The 17,472-nt window shown below is 50.6% G+C and carries 19 protein-coding genes and 1 pseudogene; all 20 read right to left on the bottom strand.

Features of this window, described 5'->3' with window-relative positions:
* Positions 1 to 68: 68 nt before the first annotated feature.
* Positions 69 to 659, bottom strand: a complete 591-nt coding sequence (locus WMO29_RS08480) for a TetR family transcriptional regulator (RefSeq protein WP_178039617.1) — start codon at positions 657 to 659, stop codon at positions 69 to 71.
* A 92-nt stretch (positions 660 to 751) separates the two neighbouring features.
* Positions 752 to 1,738 (bottom strand): adenosine deaminase, encoded by a 987-nt coding sequence (gene add / locus WMO29_RS08475; protein WP_349164494.1) that lies wholly within the window; start codon positions 1,736 to 1,738, stop codon positions 752 to 754.
* A 27-nt stretch (positions 1,739 to 1,765) separates the two neighbouring features.
* Complete coding sequence (locus WMO29_RS08470) at positions 1,766 to 2,440, bottom strand: transaldolase family protein (RefSeq protein ID WP_349164493.1); 675 nt, start codon at positions 2,438 to 2,440, stop codon at positions 1,766 to 1,768.
* A gap of 179 nt (positions 2,441 to 2,619) precedes the next feature.
* The gene (locus tag WMO29_RS08465) at positions 2,620 to 4,662 is read right to left on the bottom strand and encodes a hypothetical protein (protein WP_349164492.1); all 2,043 of its coding nucleotides are present in this window, start codon (positions 4,660 to 4,662) and stop codon (positions 2,620 to 2,622) included.
* Positions 4,659 to 5,087: a cytidine deaminase gene (gene cdd / locus WMO29_RS08460; RefSeq protein WP_178039621.1), complete on the bottom strand. Its 429-nt coding sequence runs from the start codon at positions 5,085 to 5,087 to the stop codon at positions 4,659 to 4,661. Before cdd ends, WMO29_RS08465 begins: the two co-directional genes overlap by 4 nt.
* Before the next feature lie 14 nt (positions 5,088 to 5,101).
* Positions 5,102 to 5,545, bottom strand: a complete 444-nt coding sequence (locus tag WMO29_RS08455; protein WP_349164491.1) for a GNAT family N-acetyltransferase — start codon at positions 5,543 to 5,545, stop codon at positions 5,102 to 5,104.
* An 89-nt stretch (positions 5,546 to 5,634) separates the two neighbouring features.
* Positions 5,635 to 6,900, bottom strand: coding sequence for a saccharopine dehydrogenase family protein (locus WMO29_RS08450; RefSeq protein ID WP_349164490.1), 1,266 nt, complete (start codon positions 6,898 to 6,900; stop codon positions 5,635 to 5,637).
* Between the two features lie 64 nt (positions 6,901 to 6,964).
* Positions 6,965 to 7,108, bottom strand: a complete 144-nt coding sequence (locus WMO29_RS08445; RefSeq protein ID WP_349164489.1) for a hypothetical protein — start codon at positions 7,106 to 7,108, stop codon at positions 6,965 to 6,967.
* Between the two features lie 85 nt (positions 7,109 to 7,193).
* Positions 7,194 to 8,576 carry a xylulokinase gene (locus WMO29_RS08440; protein ID WP_349164487.1) on the bottom strand — a complete coding sequence of 461 codons (1,383 nt, stop codon included), beginning with the start codon at positions 8,574 to 8,576 and terminating at the stop codon, positions 7,194 to 7,196.
* Positions 8,577 to 8,590: 14 nt separating this feature from the next.
* A pseudogene (locus WMO29_RS08435) lies at positions 8,591 to 9,019 on the bottom strand (D-lyxose/D-mannose family sugar isomerase); the annotation flags it as partial.
* The gene (locus WMO29_RS08430; RefSeq protein WP_349164486.1) at positions 9,004 to 9,147 is read right to left on the bottom strand and encodes a hypothetical protein; all 144 of its coding nucleotides are present in this window, start codon (positions 9,145 to 9,147) and stop codon (positions 9,004 to 9,006) included. The gene WMO29_RS08430 and the pseudogene WMO29_RS08435, both read right to left, overlap by 16 nt.
* A gap of 90 nt (positions 9,148 to 9,237) precedes the next feature.
* Positions 9,238 to 9,591, bottom strand: coding sequence for a helix-turn-helix transcriptional regulator (locus tag WMO29_RS08425; RefSeq protein WP_349164485.1), 354 nt, complete (start codon positions 9,589 to 9,591; stop codon positions 9,238 to 9,240).
* Positions 9,592 to 9,678: 87 nt separating this feature from the next.
* Positions 9,679 to 9,831 (bottom strand): hypothetical protein, encoded by a 153-nt coding sequence (locus tag WMO29_RS08420; RefSeq protein ID WP_349164484.1) that lies wholly within the window; start codon positions 9,829 to 9,831, stop codon positions 9,679 to 9,681.
* Positions 9,832 to 9,887: 56 nt separating this feature from the next.
* Positions 9,888 to 10,181 (bottom strand): response regulator, encoded by a 294-nt coding sequence (locus WMO29_RS08415; protein ID WP_349164483.1) that lies wholly within the window; start codon positions 10,179 to 10,181, stop codon positions 9,888 to 9,890.
* Between the two features lie 74 nt (positions 10,182 to 10,255).
* Entirely contained in the window at positions 10,256 to 10,447 is a 192-nt protein-coding gene (locus tag WMO29_RS08410; protein WP_178039625.1) for a small, acid-soluble spore protein, alpha/beta type, read from the bottom strand.
* Positions 10,448 to 10,512: 65 nt separating this feature from the next.
* Positions 10,513 to 13,086, bottom strand: a complete 2,574-nt coding sequence (secA, locus tag WMO29_RS08405; RefSeq protein ID WP_178039626.1) for a preprotein translocase subunit SecA — start codon at positions 13,084 to 13,086, stop codon at positions 10,513 to 10,515.
* 199 nt (positions 13,087 to 13,285) lie between these two features.
* A complete protein-coding gene (hpf, locus tag WMO29_RS08400; protein ID WP_178039627.1) occupies positions 13,286 to 13,810 on the bottom strand; it encodes a ribosome hibernation-promoting factor, HPF/YfiA family in 525 nt (174 codons plus the stop codon).
* Between the two features lie 72 nt (positions 13,811 to 13,882).
* Positions 13,883 to 14,653: a phosphoribosylformimino-5-aminoimidazole carboxamide ribotide isomerase gene (gene hisA / locus WMO29_RS08395; protein WP_349164482.1), complete on the bottom strand. Its 771-nt coding sequence runs from the start codon at positions 14,651 to 14,653 to the stop codon at positions 13,883 to 13,885.
* A gap of 130 nt (positions 14,654 to 14,783) precedes the next feature.
* Positions 14,784 to 16,046 (bottom strand): peptidoglycan-binding protein, encoded by a 1,263-nt coding sequence (locus WMO29_RS08390; protein ID WP_349164481.1) that lies wholly within the window; start codon positions 16,044 to 16,046, stop codon positions 14,784 to 14,786.
* Between the two features lie 93 nt (positions 16,047 to 16,139).
* Entirely contained in the window at positions 16,140 to 17,471 is a 1,332-nt protein-coding gene (locus WMO29_RS08385) for a family 4 glycosyl hydrolase (protein ID WP_349164480.1), read from the bottom strand.
* Position 17,472: the final 1 nt, after the last annotated feature.

Raw genomic sequence — 17,472 nt, 5'->3', positions numbered from 1 at the left:
AAACAAAGGATACAAATAATAAATTTCTATTGTACAAAAAATAAAACAGGCGCGCTTCAAATCCATATTTAGTTCTGCGGCAGGAAGCTGCTGAGAAACACCGGCAGCACCCGGCTACTGTACTCCACCAACGAATACTCCCCGGCGCAGAGACACCAGTCGTACAGAAGGGCCCGCTCGCAGAGAGCATAGAGCTTTACCATCTCGCTGACGCCGGACGTTCGACTCAGCTGCCCGTTCTCCCGGCCTTTGGCAATGATTTTCCGCAACAGCTTATAGTAAATCCGGTTATGATCCAGGAGATGCTTCTCGCCGCTGGTGGTCAGCTGAGTGGAATAGAGTCTGGCCAGCAGATCCAGGGAAATGCTGTCCTCAATCATTTTAAAGAGCTCCTGATTCAGAAAGAGCAGCTGATCCATGGCTGTCATGTCCGGAGTCAGCTCCTCCATCAGCTCCTCATATTTTTCATCAAACAGGGAACTAAGGGTGGAAAGAAGGGCGTCCTTCCCATCGAAATAATGATAGAAGGAACCTTTGGACGTACCGGAAAGGGCAATGATCTCCTCCACGGTTGTATCCTCGTAGCCCTGCTCATAAAAAAGCTTCCAGGCCGCGCTGACGATCTTTCCTCTTGTATTTCTTGCGTTCTTCTTTGCCATTTTCTTCTCCCTGTCTGCAATTACCCATTTTCCGGGCTATTCATTCAATCTGCAGCTTTTGCGTTCTTGAGTCACTTTCAGCCTTCCTAAATTCAGCAGCATATTTTTTCTATCACATCACGAAGTCTCCACCGCTCTTCTGCCGTTAAAAAGGCCGCGTCCGCCGCGTTCAGAAGCAGCGTCTTCCGTTCTTCCGTCGTCATGCCAAGTTCCCGGCTAAGCAGTCCGAATTCCTTCTCGATGGTGGTATCCGACACCGTCATATTGTCCGTATTAATCGTCACCTTCAGCCCCCGGCGCAGAAAATCAAGTACAGGATGCTCCGCAAGGGTCGCCACCGCTTTGGTCTGCACATTGCTGCTGGGGCACATTTCCAATGGGATCTGCTGCTCCTTTAACCGAGCAAGCAGCTCCGGATCTTCCGCCGCGCGCACGCCGTGACCGATACGGCTGGCTCCAAAGGCAAGCGCCGCCTGAATACTCTCCGGCCCGTCGGCCTCACCTGCGTGAATCGTAAAAGGCACACCAAGCTCTTTCGCGAGACCAAAGACGTCCGCGAAATCCGCTGTCGGATACAGAGCCTCTGCTCCGGCCAGATCCACTGCCGCCACGCCGCGTCCCAGAAAAGTGGCCGCCGTCCGGACCGTCAGCAGATTTTCCCCAAGATTGTCCGCCCCTCGCATACAGCAGAGAATCAGCTTACAGTTGAAAAACGAACCGATAAGCGCCTCCTGCATGCCTGACAGAGCCGCCTTCACCACCTGCTCCTGGCTCATACCCTTCTTCGTGTGAAGCTGGGGCGCAAATCGGATTTCCGCATAGAGCATCCCCTGCTCCTTTAAGGAGCTGACCAGAATGTACATGGCTTTGCGCACGGCCTCCTTCGTCTGCAGCACCTGCAGGGGCAGGTCAAATTTTTCCAGATATTCGTTAAGGCTTCCACACTCTTCCGGCGCTGCCAGAAACAGCTTTAGCTCGTCCGGTTCTGTGGCCGGAAGCAGGATTCCCTGCTCCTGCGCAAGCTCCAATACGGTGCGCGGAAGCAGGGAACCATCAAAATGCAAATGCAAATCTATCATAAGATATCCTCTTATATGAATCCGTAATTAGCAATCCAACATGGTCTTGCCTTTTCCGCAGACCTTCTCGAAGTCTCTGCGGAACACGTTCAGAGCTGCCGTTACAGAGTCGTTCTTGATCAGCAGATCCAGTACATCCGGGGAAATGGTAGTCGCGCCAATGCCATACTCGCACAGAGTAATCACCTGACGGGAGTTCTTGAAGCTGGCTGCCAGCACCTCGGTCTTGAAGCCGTAGTTGCGGAACATGTCATGAATCTCCTTGGCAGTGCGAACGCCGTCGGATCCCAGATTGTCAATACGGTTAATATAAGGCGCTACATACTGGGCACCGGATTTGGCTGCCAGGAACGCCTGCATCTGGGTATAGATGGCCGTCGCTGTTACATGAATCCCTGCCGCTGCCAGAATACGGATAGCCTTCAGACCCTCCTTGGTGGTCGGAATCTTGATAAATGTATCATCGCCCAGCTCCCGGCGTATCTTGTAGGCCTCCTCCACCATACCATCGGCCTGATCGCTCAGAACCTGCACATGCAGTTCGCCTTCCTCGATGAAATCACGAATCTCCTTCAGTACCTCATAGGGCGGGCGCTTCTCCTTGGCCAGAATGGTCGGGTTACAGGTTACGCCGTCCATGGGAAAATACTCATACATGGAACGAATATCATCAATATTGGCGTTGTCAATAATCAGTTTCATAATGTTCCTCTCCTTTTCGACGGACCTTCTGTCAGGTTCGCCCGATTTAGTTGCATAAATGTCATGTTTTGTTATGTTTTGTTATGTTCTGTTATGTTTTATTATACTAGAATTCCATAAAAATACAATGCATAATATGTCTAAAATTAAACAAAAATCCATCCTGATTCTGTACTTTCTTACTGTTTCGCTTTTCCACGAAGCTCTTGCACCAGGAACAGTACCGCCAATCCCTCAAAGGCAATCATAATCGGATAAGCCCCTGACAAATACCAGTACAGAATCGCGTTCCAGCCGGAGATTTCCGAGTAGGAGATGCCGCCCAGTAACACGAAATAGCTGGCCAGCAGCGCGGAAAGGGTCAGCCACACGGACAGATCACGGCCATCCGCGTCCTTCACCTTTTTCAGACGACGTTTCAGCATCCGCACACAGAGAACCAGATAAGCCATCGCTCCGGCTGCAGCTGCGATAGCTCCTGTGTAATGGTACGCCTGACACACCCCATTTAAAATGATGCCCTTATAGTTGATCTTCGCCAGGAACCCATGGCGCTCCGGTACATCCCAGTACCAGTCCAGATTCAGGCAGGAGGTGTCGCTCTCAATCCGGGTCACATCGTCGGACAGCTCATAGGAGTCCAGAAGCGCACCGTTCCGATAGGACTTCAGATATATGGTCTGTGGCTTATCCTCCACGGAAAGCTTCAGGGAAAACCGGCACTTTTCGCTGCCGGGCGCCGCAATGCCCTGTCCGGCCAGATAGGACGCGATATCGTCACTCTCGGTGAAATCCGCCGCTCCAAGTACGGTGCCATCCGCAAGCTCCGCCTGTAAAGTCACGCCATCCATACCCTCATAGGACGCGTACCAGCCCGCCATTTCCACCAGATTCGACTCATACCAGACCGCCTTGTCGCCGGTCATCCGCTCAAACAGCGGGATGCCGCCGTTATCATCCGGTTCGCTGTAGAGGTACACCAGTGTCTCCATCTCATCATAGGTGGTGGTATAAGCGATCGCCTTGCCTAACGCGCCGAACAAATCGCCCAGATAGCCTTTTCTCCAGGGGGACATATAGGTTGAAGGCATGGTCGCCTGCCGTTCCAGGCGTCCCTCATCCATGGCGGTCTCCAGCTCGTTCCGGATCTGCAGGCATACCTGATTGACTGTCCCGCCATCCGTATAATAACCGGCCTGCTCCAGAGCGGTACGGAAAATCCAGAAGACCCAGCCGTCCCTTACCTCCCAGTCCTTCTCATTTTCCTCGGAACCGGCCCAGTAGATGCGGCTGCTCTGAATATAAGGCTCCAGCTTCTTCAGAGTCGGACACTCGTCGCACATCCGCGCCACCTTCTCCCTGGTCATAGTGACGCCCGGAATATCCTCCTCCGGCTTCACTGCCATCATGCTCTTATACATTTCTGCAAAGCCGCCTTTTTGCAGCTCGTTGGTCAGACTGATATTATAATGGGTATAGTTCTCCTGGGCAATCAGCTGTCCCGCACCCCAGACGCTTAAAAACGGCAGCAAAATCAGAACCGCTTTCGCCACGTAGACTTTTGCGTGCTCCTTACGCCACAGCACAAACAGATTTCCCAGATATACCAATACAAATACGATGAGAAACGGCTCCACCCAGATAGCGTCCTCCCTCGTATAGAAAAATGTCACCATACCGATCGCAGCGGTAAGAAGCCACAGAAGCTGTTTCTTTACCGGCTCCTTTCTACGCAGCCACAAAGCCAGCAGGCCGCCGAAGATCAGCAGCACCTGGATATAGGAAATACTGTTGCGGTACACTCTCTGAAACGCCTGAACCGAATAGGACACCGGATTCCACAGAAGCACCAGATACAGGGTCAGGCAGGCCCGGTATTTTTTCAGAAGAGGTCTCAGCGCGTACACGAAAATCATGCAGCTGACCGTATACAGAAATGCCGACACGCTTAGGTAAGACAGGTGCAGAAAATTCAGCACTGCCAAATAAAAAGGGAAAAACATGCCCTTGGTCAGGGTCAGATCGTTATATTCTCCCAACCACCGGCCACCACGCAGGGCATCCGCCATATGTACCATAATCCAGTCGTCATGGATGCCCTTCGGCACCGCCATAATCGGCAGATTGTAAACCAGAAACTCTTTCAGCACACCAAACAGCACCATGGACAGGAAAAAGAACACTTCTTTTCTCCGAGTTGATAGATTTTTCCAGAAATTCATGAATGTTTCTCCTTCCCGTTCAGATTATCCGGTCCAAAGCTTAAAGGAAGCAGCTCCTTTAACAGGTACACCTGCTTCTCCCCGGTTCCGGCTCCCAGAATGATCCGAAACTCCTCCGGATCGCAGAATTCCCGCATGACCTGGCGGCAGACGCCGCAGGGCGCAGTCAGAGCCGGTGCACTGTCTTCCGATCCACCTGCGATGGCGATGGCTGTAAACGCACGTTTTCCCTCGCTGACTGCCTTATAGATGGCGGTGCGCTCCGCACAGATGCCCGGCGTAAAGGCCGCATTTTCGATGTTGCAGCCGGTATAGACACTGTCATCGGCGCAGAGCAGGGCCGCTCCTACCCGGAAATGGGAATACGGGCTGTAAGAACTCTCCCGCGCCTGCAGCGCAAGCTCCATCAATTTTTCATCACTCATCTGTATCTCCTTATTTATCGATCGAGAACCATCTGATCATAGGCCAGGAATTCAAAACCCAGCCGCTCATACAGGTGCACAGCTTTCTCATTGCTGCGGGTGACCTCCAGACGGAAACGGCGCACCTGCGGCTTCGCCTTCATAATTTCATCAAAGAAACGGGTGCCATAGCCTTTTCCCCGGAATTCTTCCTTCAGAAACAGCTCCTCAAACATCAGACAGCGTCCGCCCACCTCACAGGCATAGTATTCCGTAATATAGGCAAAGCCCACGGTTGTATCATCCTCGTTCAGCACAAAGCCCTCGAGAATCGAATCCTCACTGACAGCATCCGCAAAGGTCTGCTCCAGTTTTTCCATCGGAACCGGATGGCTGACTGCATCGCTGTGGTAGAACTGCTCCACCATGGCCAGCACCTCATCGTGCATTTCTTTTGTCATTTTTTTTAAATAAAACATGGTATACGGTATTCTCCCTTATATATTAAGTACTAGCCTACAGTTTACCCTGAATCCGCTTTTCCGTCAACCATGCTTGCCCGGACGCCTTAGCGTTCCTGGATCTGATAGGCCAGTCCTGCCTCCTCCATCAGATCCATGTAGGGACGGGAGGGGAAGTACTCCGGCGAGAATACGCCGGCCTCCTTCCAGATTCCCCGGCCTATAAGCTCGATGGCCAGAGCCGCTCCAAAGCCGGTCTGGGCTACCACTGCCTGCAGTCCGAAATCCCGCAGCGCCTCCTGATTGTCAAAGGGCTGATAGATAAAATATTCCTTCTTCTCTCCGTCCTTGATACCGATACAGTCCACGCCCACGCACATACCGCCTGTCATGTCCTCTCCGATATCCTTGGGCTGGGGCGCGCAGGCCGCTACCACATCCCGGGGCACCACCTTCACATCTCCCACCTGAACCGGATGGATATTCCGGAGTCCCAGCTTATCCAGGACCTTCAGGGCGTTCAGCAGGTTGTCGTCTAGGGCAATCTTAAAGCTGGCCTTCTGTAATCCATATTTTTCCAGGTAACGCGGCATAGTGACTACCTCCTCGTGCTCCACCTTTACCAGATGGTTGACGCCGAAGGGATCCGGCATCCGGAAGTCTTCCTCTCCCGCAAAGGCGTCCTCGATGAGGAAGCCGCCCTCCCGGCTCCATTCGGCGTTGGGATTCATCACCTCATCCAGTACCGTCCATACATTGAAGCCAAAGATAATCTCGTCCTTCTCGCTCTCCGGCGGCGTCAGATTGCCGCCGTCCTTCACATGCACCTCCAGCAGCTCATCAAACAGGTATTCTGCCGCGTATTTGGCAAATACATTTACCACGCCCGGATCGATGCCCAGACAGATACAGGCCATCTGACCCTTTTTCTTCCAGGCCTCGTGCCGGTCAAAATTGTATTTGGTCATGGGCTCCAGGTAAGCACCCTCAAAGCCCTTTCCGAATTCCGGATGATCCTTCGGCACCGACCAGGTTCCCATGCTGGCATAATCGGCTCCCGCCTCAAAGGCCGCGTCAAATATAAAATTGCTCACAAAGGGAGAGGCCGCGTCCATCACGAAATCAATCCGGTGCTCCCGCATAAGCGCCGTCAGCGCTTCCCGGTCTCTGGCGTCCACCTGCGCCGTCTCATACTGCGTTCCTTCCCGGTATTTCCGCTCCTGCTCCAGATGGCTCTTTACCTCGTCTGCTCGCTTTAAATCAAAATCCGCCAGCAGCACATAGGAAAGCCACTCTCCCTTGGGATCCCGCTTTTCCAGCATTTTTAAAATACATTCTCCTACGGCGCCTGCGCCTGTCAGCATCATTCTCATATCTTTTCTCCTTTTCCATAAAAAATAGAGAGACTGATGCCTGTGCATCAATCTCTCTGTCCTTTTACCAGTTGGTTATCTCCACGTAGGCGGCGATTGCTCGCTCTCTCCAGAGTTCCGTCGGATAACCTTCCTTTTGCCTGTCAGTTTCCACTGCGGAATGATGAATTCCCACAGTTTGCTTCTTCGGCGCTCCTTTTGCTTTCACCAGCCGGAGTCTCTAGAGTTATCCTCTACCGGATCTATGAATTTGAACCAAGTATACCAGTCCCAGCTCCTTCATGCAAGCTTTTTTACTCAATTACCGGAAATAATTCCTTCACGGTCGGGTAGATTCTGCGGAACTTCTGATACTGCTTTTCATATCGGGCCGCGTTCTCCGGGATCGGCTCCACGGTATCCACAACTTCCACAATCTTTTCCGCCGCTTCTTCCACACTTGCGTATTCACCACAAGCTACCGCAGCCAGCATAGCGCCGCCCATCGACGGCCCTTCTTCGCTCTTCGGGATATCCACCTTAACATTCAGGATATCCGCCACCATCTGACGCCACAGCGGACTCTTGGCTCCGCCGCCGCAAATCTTGGTACGTTCTATCTGAATGCCCAGCTTCTTTGCCACCTCAAAGGAATCCCTCAGACCAAAAACTACGCCCTCCAGCACAGCTTGGGTCATCTCCTCGCGGGTAGTATCCATAGTCATGCCAATAAAGGTTCCACGGGCGTTGGGATCGTTATGAGGGCTTCTCTCACCCATCAGATAAGGTAGGAAAAACACATGATTCTTACCTAACTCTTTTACCTCAATTTCCTTCTGCTCGCCTGCGTAATCTTTCGTTTTCAGAATTTCATCCATCCACCATTTATTGCAGGACGCAGCGCTCAGCATACAGCCCATCAGGTGGAAATGACCGTCCGCATGGGCGAAGGAATGCAGCGCATTGTTCTCATCCACGCCAAACTTCTCACTGGAAATAAAAATGGTTCCAGATGTTCCCAGAGAAATATTGCAGCTGCCGTCGCCGACGGTTCCGGTTCCCACTGCCTCGTAGCTCTCAAAGATCTGTGCCAGCTGACTTTCCTTTACGCCACAGATTTCCATCATCTCTTTGGACCAGCACTTGTGCTGTACGTCAAAAAGCAGCATGCCGGAGGCGTCCGATACATCCGTGCAGAAGGTTCCGCTTAGACGGTAAGCCAGGTAATCCTTCGGAAGCATAATCTTCGCAATCTTCGCAAAATTCTCCGGCTCATGCTTCTTCACCCAGAGAATCTTCGGTGCGGTAAAGCCTGCGAAGGCAATATTGGCCGTATAGGCGGACAGCTTATCCTTGCCAATCACCTGGTTCAGATAATCGGTCTCCTCTGTGGTCCTGCCGTCATTCCAGAGAATGGCCGGACGAATCACCTGATCATCCTTGTCCAGGATCACCAGTCCGTGCATCTGGCCGCCAAAGCTGATACCGGCCACCTGCGACTTATCACAGTCTGCCAGCAGTTCTCTGAGGCCGTCCAGAGACTTGTCATACCAATCCTCCGGATTCTGCTCAGACCATCCCGGATGCGGAAAAGAAAGGGGATATTCCCTGGATACAATTTTTTCTATTTTACCTGAAGCATCCATCAGCAGCAGTTTTACCGCTGATGTGCCCAAATCAATTCCAACATAAAGCATAATGGCTTCTCCCTTTATTCAGCTGCTGCCGGATACTCGTTGCAAAGCAGGCGATAAGGAGCCTCATCCTCTTCAATTTCCGGAAAACGTCCTACCGGATCATGGAAACGGTTATCCGTAGTGTCGTCATTGCACATGGAAACCTCGCCAATCAGAATATCTCCGGATCCGGGCACAACTGCAAAGCTGTGATACTGATGGGGCCACAGAGTGATACTCTCTCCCGGTTTTACCTCAACCTCTGTGCCAGCCGGTACATAGTAGGAACGTCCGTCAGAGTTCACCAGAACATCTGTATCTGCGTATCCGCCCTCTCCGTCATCGTTGTACAGCTTCAGAAGCAGGGTTCCGCCGCCACGGTTGATAATATCCTCGCTCTTTACCCAGTGGAAATGGGATGGAAAGGTCTGTCCGTCCTTCAGGTAAATCAGCTTCTCAGCATATCCGAAATATCCCACAATTTGATTAGTTTGGAACCGGCTATTACCGCTTTCATCTTGAGATAATCCAGTTCCAGGACTCCCTCATCCATGCAGCAGATATGTTCCATCCGGAGAATTTCTTCTCTCATTTCAATGTCTCCGTCCTTCGTTCCACGCTCTTCCGATCCTGCTCGCTTGTGCGCGGCAGCGTAATTTCCACTGCATGTTCCCCTCTATCCTTAAGAATACAGGCTCCGATATTCCTTCGGACTGATTCCCGTCAGCTTCTTAAAGGTTTTGGAAAAACGCTTATAATCGTTAATTCCCACTGATTTCGCCACATTTTCTATCGTCATCCTGCTCTCGCGAAGAAGAACTTTTGCCTCGTCTATTCTCACATCCGTCAAATATTCAAGAAAATTTTTCCCCGTTTCCTTTCGGAACAACGTACTGAAATAGCTTCCGGAAAATCCTACCTCAGAGCTTACCTCTTCCAGACTGATGGGATCCGCAAAATGCTTCTTGATATAACGCTTTGCCTGATTGATGGGTCTTGCCTTTTCCACACGGAACCAGGCACTGGCGTCTTCCATATTCTTTTTGCGGGTGTCAGCCAGAAAATCAAACAGCCTCTCATGGCTGCTGCACAGTTCAGCCTCAACATCTGCGCGCCATTCATTTTACAGGCCAGCCTTCAGGGCCTTTTCATTTTCGACCGTATAATTGAGAATTCCGGATATTTTCCGGTTACCACAGAAAATCTCGCTGTCCACGCACAATCCGGACACATGTTTTTCAAACAGGCCCGGAACTTTGCTATTCACCAGTTCCATCACGTTATCGGCATAATTTTCGCTGAGATTTTCGTTATTTTTTACATCGGCCTGTATCAGAAAGGTCCTGAATTTTCCCTCCTGAAAATGGTACCAGTATTTTCATTTAAGGCTTCCATATTCTGGGGAATCCGGGCATACTCCAAATCCATCCACAGGGTTTCTCTTACACGGGCCTGATCCAGAACCTGCTGCTTCTTTTGCTCCAGATTTTTCTCCGTCAATGCTTGATGCTCCATATAACGCTGGCGCACCTTCTGCAGCGTGGCATTCAAAGCTTCCCAGTGGATCAGCTTGCAAATCAACTGACATACCTTTTCCTCATCATCTGCTACTATTACACGGATCATACATTTTCTTCTATTCCGTTTTTTGTATTCTTCATTATATACAACCCCGTTAAAAATAGCAAGCTGGCTGCGTCTTACCTGGATTTGTTCAGTTCCTTTTTCTTCTTCGTCATCAACCCGCCGATTCGTCCGGTCTCCTTGGAAGAAAGAGATTTCCAGCCATCCTTAAGCACTTTATCCAAAAGCCCCAGTTCCTCCGCGATTTCATATTTCAACTGTTCCTCCGGCTCTAAATGCTTCAGTTCCGGCTTTTTCTTTTTTGACATAAAAAGACCATACCCCTTTCTGATCATTTTAAAAAGAGTATGGCCTTCTTTTTTATGCTTTATACTTACGCGCCTTTTCTTCCGCAGCACTGCTTATACTTTTTGCCGCTTCCGCAGGGACAGGGATCGTTCGGATAAATCTTAGCGCTTTCCCTTTTCTTGGGCGCTGCTGCTAGGGAGGTATCCTTATTGGTTCCTGTTACCTTGGCTACCTGTTCACGCTCTGCTTTCTCCTCCACGCGCACATGAAGCAGAATCCGGACGGTTTCCTCCTGAATGCTGGCTGTCATGGCAGAGAACATCTCATAACCGCTGAGCTTATACTCTACCAGCGGATCACGCTGGGCAAATGCCTGCAGGCCAATACCCTGGCGCAGCTGTTCCATATCGTCGATGTGATCCATCCATTTGCGGTCAATGACCTTCAGAAGGAATACACGCTCTAATTCTCTCAGCATCTCCGGATTCGGGAACTCCGCCTCCTTCAGCTCATAGAGCTTCACTGCCTCTTCTTTCAACATATGCTTCAGCTCTGCCTTATTCTTCTTATCGGCAATGCGCTCCGGCGTAATGGTCTGCAGCGGTATCGTGCGGAGCAGAGACTCGTTCAAGCCTAAGAGATCCCACTCGGACTTATCCTGATCGTCGCCAATCAGGCTGTCTACCACATTTTCTACGGTATCGGTGAGCATCTTATAGATGGCATCACGCATGCTCTCGCCGTTCAGTACCCGGCGGCGCTCCGCGTAGATGATCTCACGCTGCTCATTCATAACCTGGTCGTACTCCAGCAGGTTCTTACGAATACCGAAGTTGTTGCTCTCGATCTTCTTCTGAGCCTTCTCAATGGCGTCGGAAAGCATCTTATGCTCAATCTGCTCATTTTCCGGCACGCCCAGGGCGTTGAACACACTCATCAGACGCTCGGATCCGAAGAGACGCATCAGATCGTCCTCCAGAGAGATGTAGAAACGGGATTCTCCCGGGTCTCCCTGACGACCGGAACGTCCGCGCAGCTGGTTGTCGATACGACGGGACTCATGACGCTCGGTACCGATAATCTTCAGTCCGCCTGCTGCCTTGGCGTCATCGTCCAGCTTGATATCGGTACCACGGCCTGCCATATTGGTAGCGATGGTAACCGCGCCATGCTGGCCTGCCAGGGCTACGATCTCCGCCTCGCGCTCATGGAACTTGGCGTTCAGGACTTCATGCTGAATGCCCTTCTTGCGGAGCAGTCCGCTTAAGTACTCAGAGGTCTCGATGGTAATGGTACCTACCAGAACCGGCTGACCCTTGGCGTGAGCACGCTCGATCTCCTCCACAACTGCATGGAACTTCTCTTTCTTGGTCTTGTATACCGCGTCGTCCAGATCCTTTCGGATAACCGGACGGTTGGTCGGGATCTCGATAACGTCCATACCGTAGATCTCGCGGAACTCCTTCTCCTCGGTGAGGGCGGTACCGGTCATACCGGCCTTCTTTGCGTATTTATTGAAGAAGTTCTGGAAGGTAATATTCGCCAGCGTCTTGCTCTCGCGCTTCACCTTTACATGCTCCTTCGCCTCGATAGCCTGGTGAAGTCCATCGGAGTAACGGCGTCCCGGCATAATACGTCCGGTAAACTCATCGACGATCAGAACCTGATCGTCCTTTACCACGTAATCCTGATCCCGGAACATCAGATAGTTGGCGCGCAGGGCCAGAATCATATTGTGCTGGATCTCCAGGTTCTCCGGATCCGCCAGGTTCTCGATGTGGAAATAATCCTCTACCCGCTTCACGCCGTCTGCCGTCAGGTTGACGATCTTATCCTTCTCATTGACGATAAATTCGCCGGTCTCCTCGATCTCCTCGCCCATAATGGCGTTCATCTTGCTGAACTCACCGCTGGCCTCGCCGCGCTTCATGGTCTTCGCCAATGCGTCACAGATCTCGTAAAGCTTGGTGGATTTGCCGCTCTGTCCGGAGATAATCAGCGGGGTGCGGGCCTCGTCAATAAGGATGGAATCGATCTCGTCGATGATGGCGTAATGCAGGTCTCTCTGCACCAGCTGCTCCTTGTAGATAACCATGTTATCACGCAGGTAATCAAAGCCCAGCTCATTGTTGGTTACATAAGTAATATCACAGTTATAAGCGGCGCGCCGCTCATCTCCTGTGCTGCTGTTCAGAACCACGCCGACGGTCAGTCCCAGAGCCTCATGTACCTTGCCCATCCAGGATGCGTCACGATGGGCCAGATAATCGTTGACCGTAACGATATGGACGCCCTTACCCTCCAATGCGTTCAGGTAAGCCGGAAGGGTGGACACCAGGGTCTTTCCTTCACCTGTCTTCATCTCGGCGATACGTCCCTGATGCAGGATAATACCACCAATCAGCTGTACCCGGTAATGCTCCATACCAAGCACACGCTTCGCAGCCTCGCGGACAGTCGCGAAGGCCTCTACCAGCAAATCATCCAGGGTCTCGCCATCGGCCAGACGCTGCTTGAATTCTTTTGTCTTTCCCTTCAGTTCTTCATCAGAAAGCTTCTGCATCTCCGGGCGGAGCGCTTCGATCCGATCCACCAGCGGGTAAATCAGCTTCAGCTCCCTTTCACTGTGAGTACCAAACATTTTTGTAAATAAATTCATCTGCAAACTCCAATCTTAAGTTTCTGCCATTTCAGACAATACTCTGTTTAACATTCTAACACTACACGGCGGAATATTCAAGAAGTTTCCAATATCCCTGCCCTGGGGCCGGAACCCCAAAATAGAATCCTGCAACATGGTATTTCCTATAGACCAAAAAGGGACTGCGCCTGCGCGCAGTCCCCAGATAAATCATATTTTACTGTTCCGGCTCAATCAGTCCGTAGGTATTGCCCTTTCTCTTGTAAACCACGTTGATCTGCTCGGTCTCCGCATTTACAAATACGTAGAAGCTGTGTCCCAGCATCTCCATCTGTACGCATGCATCTTCCGGATACATGGGCTTCATATCGAACTGCTTGGTACGGATGATGCGAACCTCTTCATCCTCTGCCTCTTTGTCGATAAACTCCTGACGAAAGCTTCCTGCACCCTGCTCACGCTGTACAATCTTGTTCTTGTACTTGCGAAGCTGACGCTCGATGACCTCTTCCACCAAGTCGATAGATACATACATATCATTGCTTACCTGCTCGGAACGAATCACAGTTCCCTTTACAGGAATGGTTACCTCAATCTTCTGTCTTTCTTTCTCGACACTTAAAGTAACATGTACTTCCGTGTCCGGAGTAAAATAGCGCTCTAACTTTCCGAGCTTGTCCGTGATCGCTGTACGGAGCCCCTCTGTCACATCGATATTTTTGCCGCTGATTACATAACGCATAAAATCAACTCCTTTACGGGTATTTAGACGAGATCGCAACTGTTCAGTACCTTCACTGTTACAATCTTTCATCTAACGCAAGTATACCACATTTCGGTACGGGATACAACCGCCAAAAAGATCTAAGGCGCTTCCGATGGTCACGTCCAGGCGGCCCTTTCCGAGGGTGCGAAGCGACTCCACATCCTCTAGGCTGCCCACGCCGCCCGCATAGGTAACGGGAATTCCGTCCCAGGCGCCCAGCATCTTCGCAAGCTCCGTTTCGATACCTGAGGCCTTGCCCTCCATATCCACGGCGTGGATTAAAAATTCACTGCATTTTCCGGATAATTCATCCAGAAGGGCGGGCGTCACCTGCACATCTGTAAACTTCTGCCAGCGGTCAGTGACGATGTAGTACGCGCCGCCCTTTTTGCGGCAGCTCAAGTCCAGCACCAGGCGGTCGCGGCCCACAGCTGCGAGCATTTTCTCCAGATTCTCATACTGAATCCGACCATTTTTGAAGACATAAGAGGTCACGATGACCTGACTGGCCCCGGCGTCCAGATATTCCGCCGCGTTGTCCGGATGGATGCCGCCGCCGATCTGAAGGCCCCCCGGGTAGGCCTTTAACGCTTTCAACGCCTGCGCTTTCGTAGCCTCATAATAAGGAGAATCCGCGCCATTCAGCAGGATCACATGGCCTCCTTTCAGGCCGTCCTCCTGATAAAGCTTCGCGTACCAGGCCGCGTCCTGCTCCGACACAAAATTTTCCCTGGCGAAATCATTTTTATCGGTCAGGCTGCCTCCCACGATCTGCTTTACCTGACCGTTGTGGATATCGATACATGGACGAAAACGCATAAATTTCTTTCCCCGCTTTCCAATCATTTTCCCTATTATAATAGAATTGTTTTTCTTTTGTAAAGCGAAAAATACCGGTATTCAGAGAGCTATTATTCATTCCCTGAATGCCGGTACTTTTTAATCTGTTCTAGTTCAGCTCCGCGATTCTGGACACGCCTACATAGATCTCCGAAATCTTATACCAGGTCCGATAATCCACCACACCCGTCTGTGGCAGCCCGAAGATAGACTGGAACGTCCGCACGCTCTCCGCCGTGGCCGGGCCGTAGATGCCGTCCTCTGAGATAATCGGTATGGCCGGATAGTTACGTGCAATCCGGTTCAGCTGCTCCTGAAGCTGCAGCACCTTCTGGCCGGACGCACCGTTCTTCAGCTCATAGCCGGGCCAGGAATAGGGTACGCCTGAGATCTCCTCCGCCGTATTGATGTACATGGATTCCCCGTAATAATTCCGCAGGATCTCGATGGCCGTATAGCCCTGCTCGCCCAGAGACTGACTCCCCCACTGGCTCATCCATCTGGGACAGCTGACTCGCTTTCCGTCACAGTACTGAGTCAGAATCGGCTGCTTTACATTTGGCCGGGACAGATAGTCCGCGAACAATTCATCGACAATCAGGGAGATATTTTCAAAAATATTGCGGTTGTGAATCCATTTATGATCGAAAGCGGTGGATGAGGTGATGGTGAAGTCATAGCCCTTGTTTCTATACCATTCGGTATACACCCGGTTGAGGGTAAAGGACATAATCGCCAGCACATTGGCGCGGATGGCCGCGTCGGTCCAGGTGGCGTAGATTTCGCTGCAGGCCACATTTTTGATGTAATCCCGGTAGCGAACCCAGTAATCTGACGCGGAGCTGTCCGAGGGCGCGCCGTCGTGGACGATGACGTACTCCGGCACCACCACACGGCTCAGGACGATCTCCCCGCTCTCGCCCACCGGCTTAATCTCCGCTTCAGCAATCTTCGGCGGATAATTCCCGAACAGAGTATGAGCTCCGATGACATAGCGCTCATACTCTTCTCCCTGCCGGGGCTGCATCCGAATCTCCTGAATGGCCGTCACCTCCGGCAGAATCTCCGTTCCCGCAATCTCCACCGGCTCGTAGCCCGGAGCGGTCACCGACAGGGTATATTCCGAGTAGGGCTGGGGCTCACTTGGCTCCACACTGTACTCCAGCGGCGGCGCGGCCAGCTCCACCTCGTCGGTCTGACCAGAGCTGTTGGTCGTCAGCTCCTCCATGGTCTGATCCGGCTCTCCGGTATAAGAGATAGCCACCTTCGCCCCCGGAATCGGCTGCGCGCCCCGGGCGGAAGTAATATGAATCTGTAGCTTCCCGTAGTCCGGCAGGTCGGACTGCATGGCTTTTACTCTAAAATTTTGCATGATGGTTTCCTGTATGAATTTTTCTATAATATATGCGAAGGAATGTAAAAAAGCCATGATGAAACTATTTTCTCATCATGGCTTTTCACGATTCTACTTTAATACCCAATAATCTTTTGAAACCGACTGAAAATCATCTAAGATGGCTTTTGCTTTTTCCGGATCAATAACTGTTCTGTTTAACGTCAGAGCTTCCAGCGCCTTTTTATAGTCCTGCTCAATAAACGCGTCTACCGTCAAGCTCTCATATGCGTATTGATTCTCCATCAGGCCTTTGTAAAACATATCGATGTTTCCAAAGTAATAACCTTCTGCTCCATTTTTTCCGATTGTTCCTGCAACTTCTACAATTGCATCCTTTTCAAAATTAGGAATAATGCCGTTATTTTTTACCAGAACAATAAACTCATTATGGAGATCGTATGCTATGGATTCCGCCACTTCTACCATCAATTTACCAAAGACCCCATTGGTAAGCATGGTAATTCCGTCCATGGTATCTCGTCCGACGGCCTGTCCGCAAACCTCAAACACTTCTTTCTCTCTGCTGTCCCGCGCTTCATCCACTCTGGTATAATGTGGATTGCTTTCCTGCACGATTTCATCCGGGAAGAAATAATACTGTAAATATGTGGTCGGAATGTACTCATCAAAGTACTGCATATACTTGTTAACTCTTACATATGTATCCAGCCAGGATTTTGATCTCTGCTCCGCATTAAAGGGTTTAAAATCATGATTTTTCAGATAATCCCGCAACTGATCAAAATAGTTATTTCCTGCTGTGTCAAATAAATCTGTAAACCAGCCGAAATGATTTAATCCAAAATATCTTGCCCTTAATGTTTCCTGCGGAACCTCCAGGATTTTTGCAAAAGACTTCATCAGAGAAAATGGCTGATCACATAAATTTAAAATTCGTTTATCATCCGGAAATAACCGATCTAATCCAAGCGCTACAATAGCTGCCGGATTTGTATAATTCAGAATCCAGGTATCTTTCGAATAAGAACGAACCTTTTCCACCATTTCCTTCATGGCTCCCAGAGAACGCATCCCATAGGAAAATCCTCCCGGTCCGCAGGTTTCCTGTCCTACCAGTCCGTATTTTAAAGGCATTTTTTCATCATAGCTTCTCATTTCGCCTTTTCCGACCCTCATCTGACAAAACACAAAGTCGGTATGACAATACGCAACATCCATATCTGTAGTAAATACAACCTCTGCTTCCGGATAATAAGTTTTGAGAACCAGTTCGTCATATGCCTGCATTTTTCCCATACGTTCATTATCAATATCGTAAAATATGATTTTCGTAAGCGGAAAACGTTCTTTCATCTCAATCAGATTGCCTACCAGAGCCGGCACTCTGGCGCTGCCTGCTCCCGCAATCGTAATGGTATGTTTTTTTCTGTTCATTGTCATT

It is taken from the genome of Laedolimicola intestinihominis, assembly GCF_040096155.1.
GTDB classification, from domain to species: Bacteria; Bacillota; Clostridia; order Lachnospirales; family Lachnospiraceae; genus Laedolimicola; species Laedolimicola intestinihominis.
The sequence above is the reverse complement of the archived record's forward strand: the minus strand, read 5'-3'. Positions and strand labels throughout refer to the sequence as shown.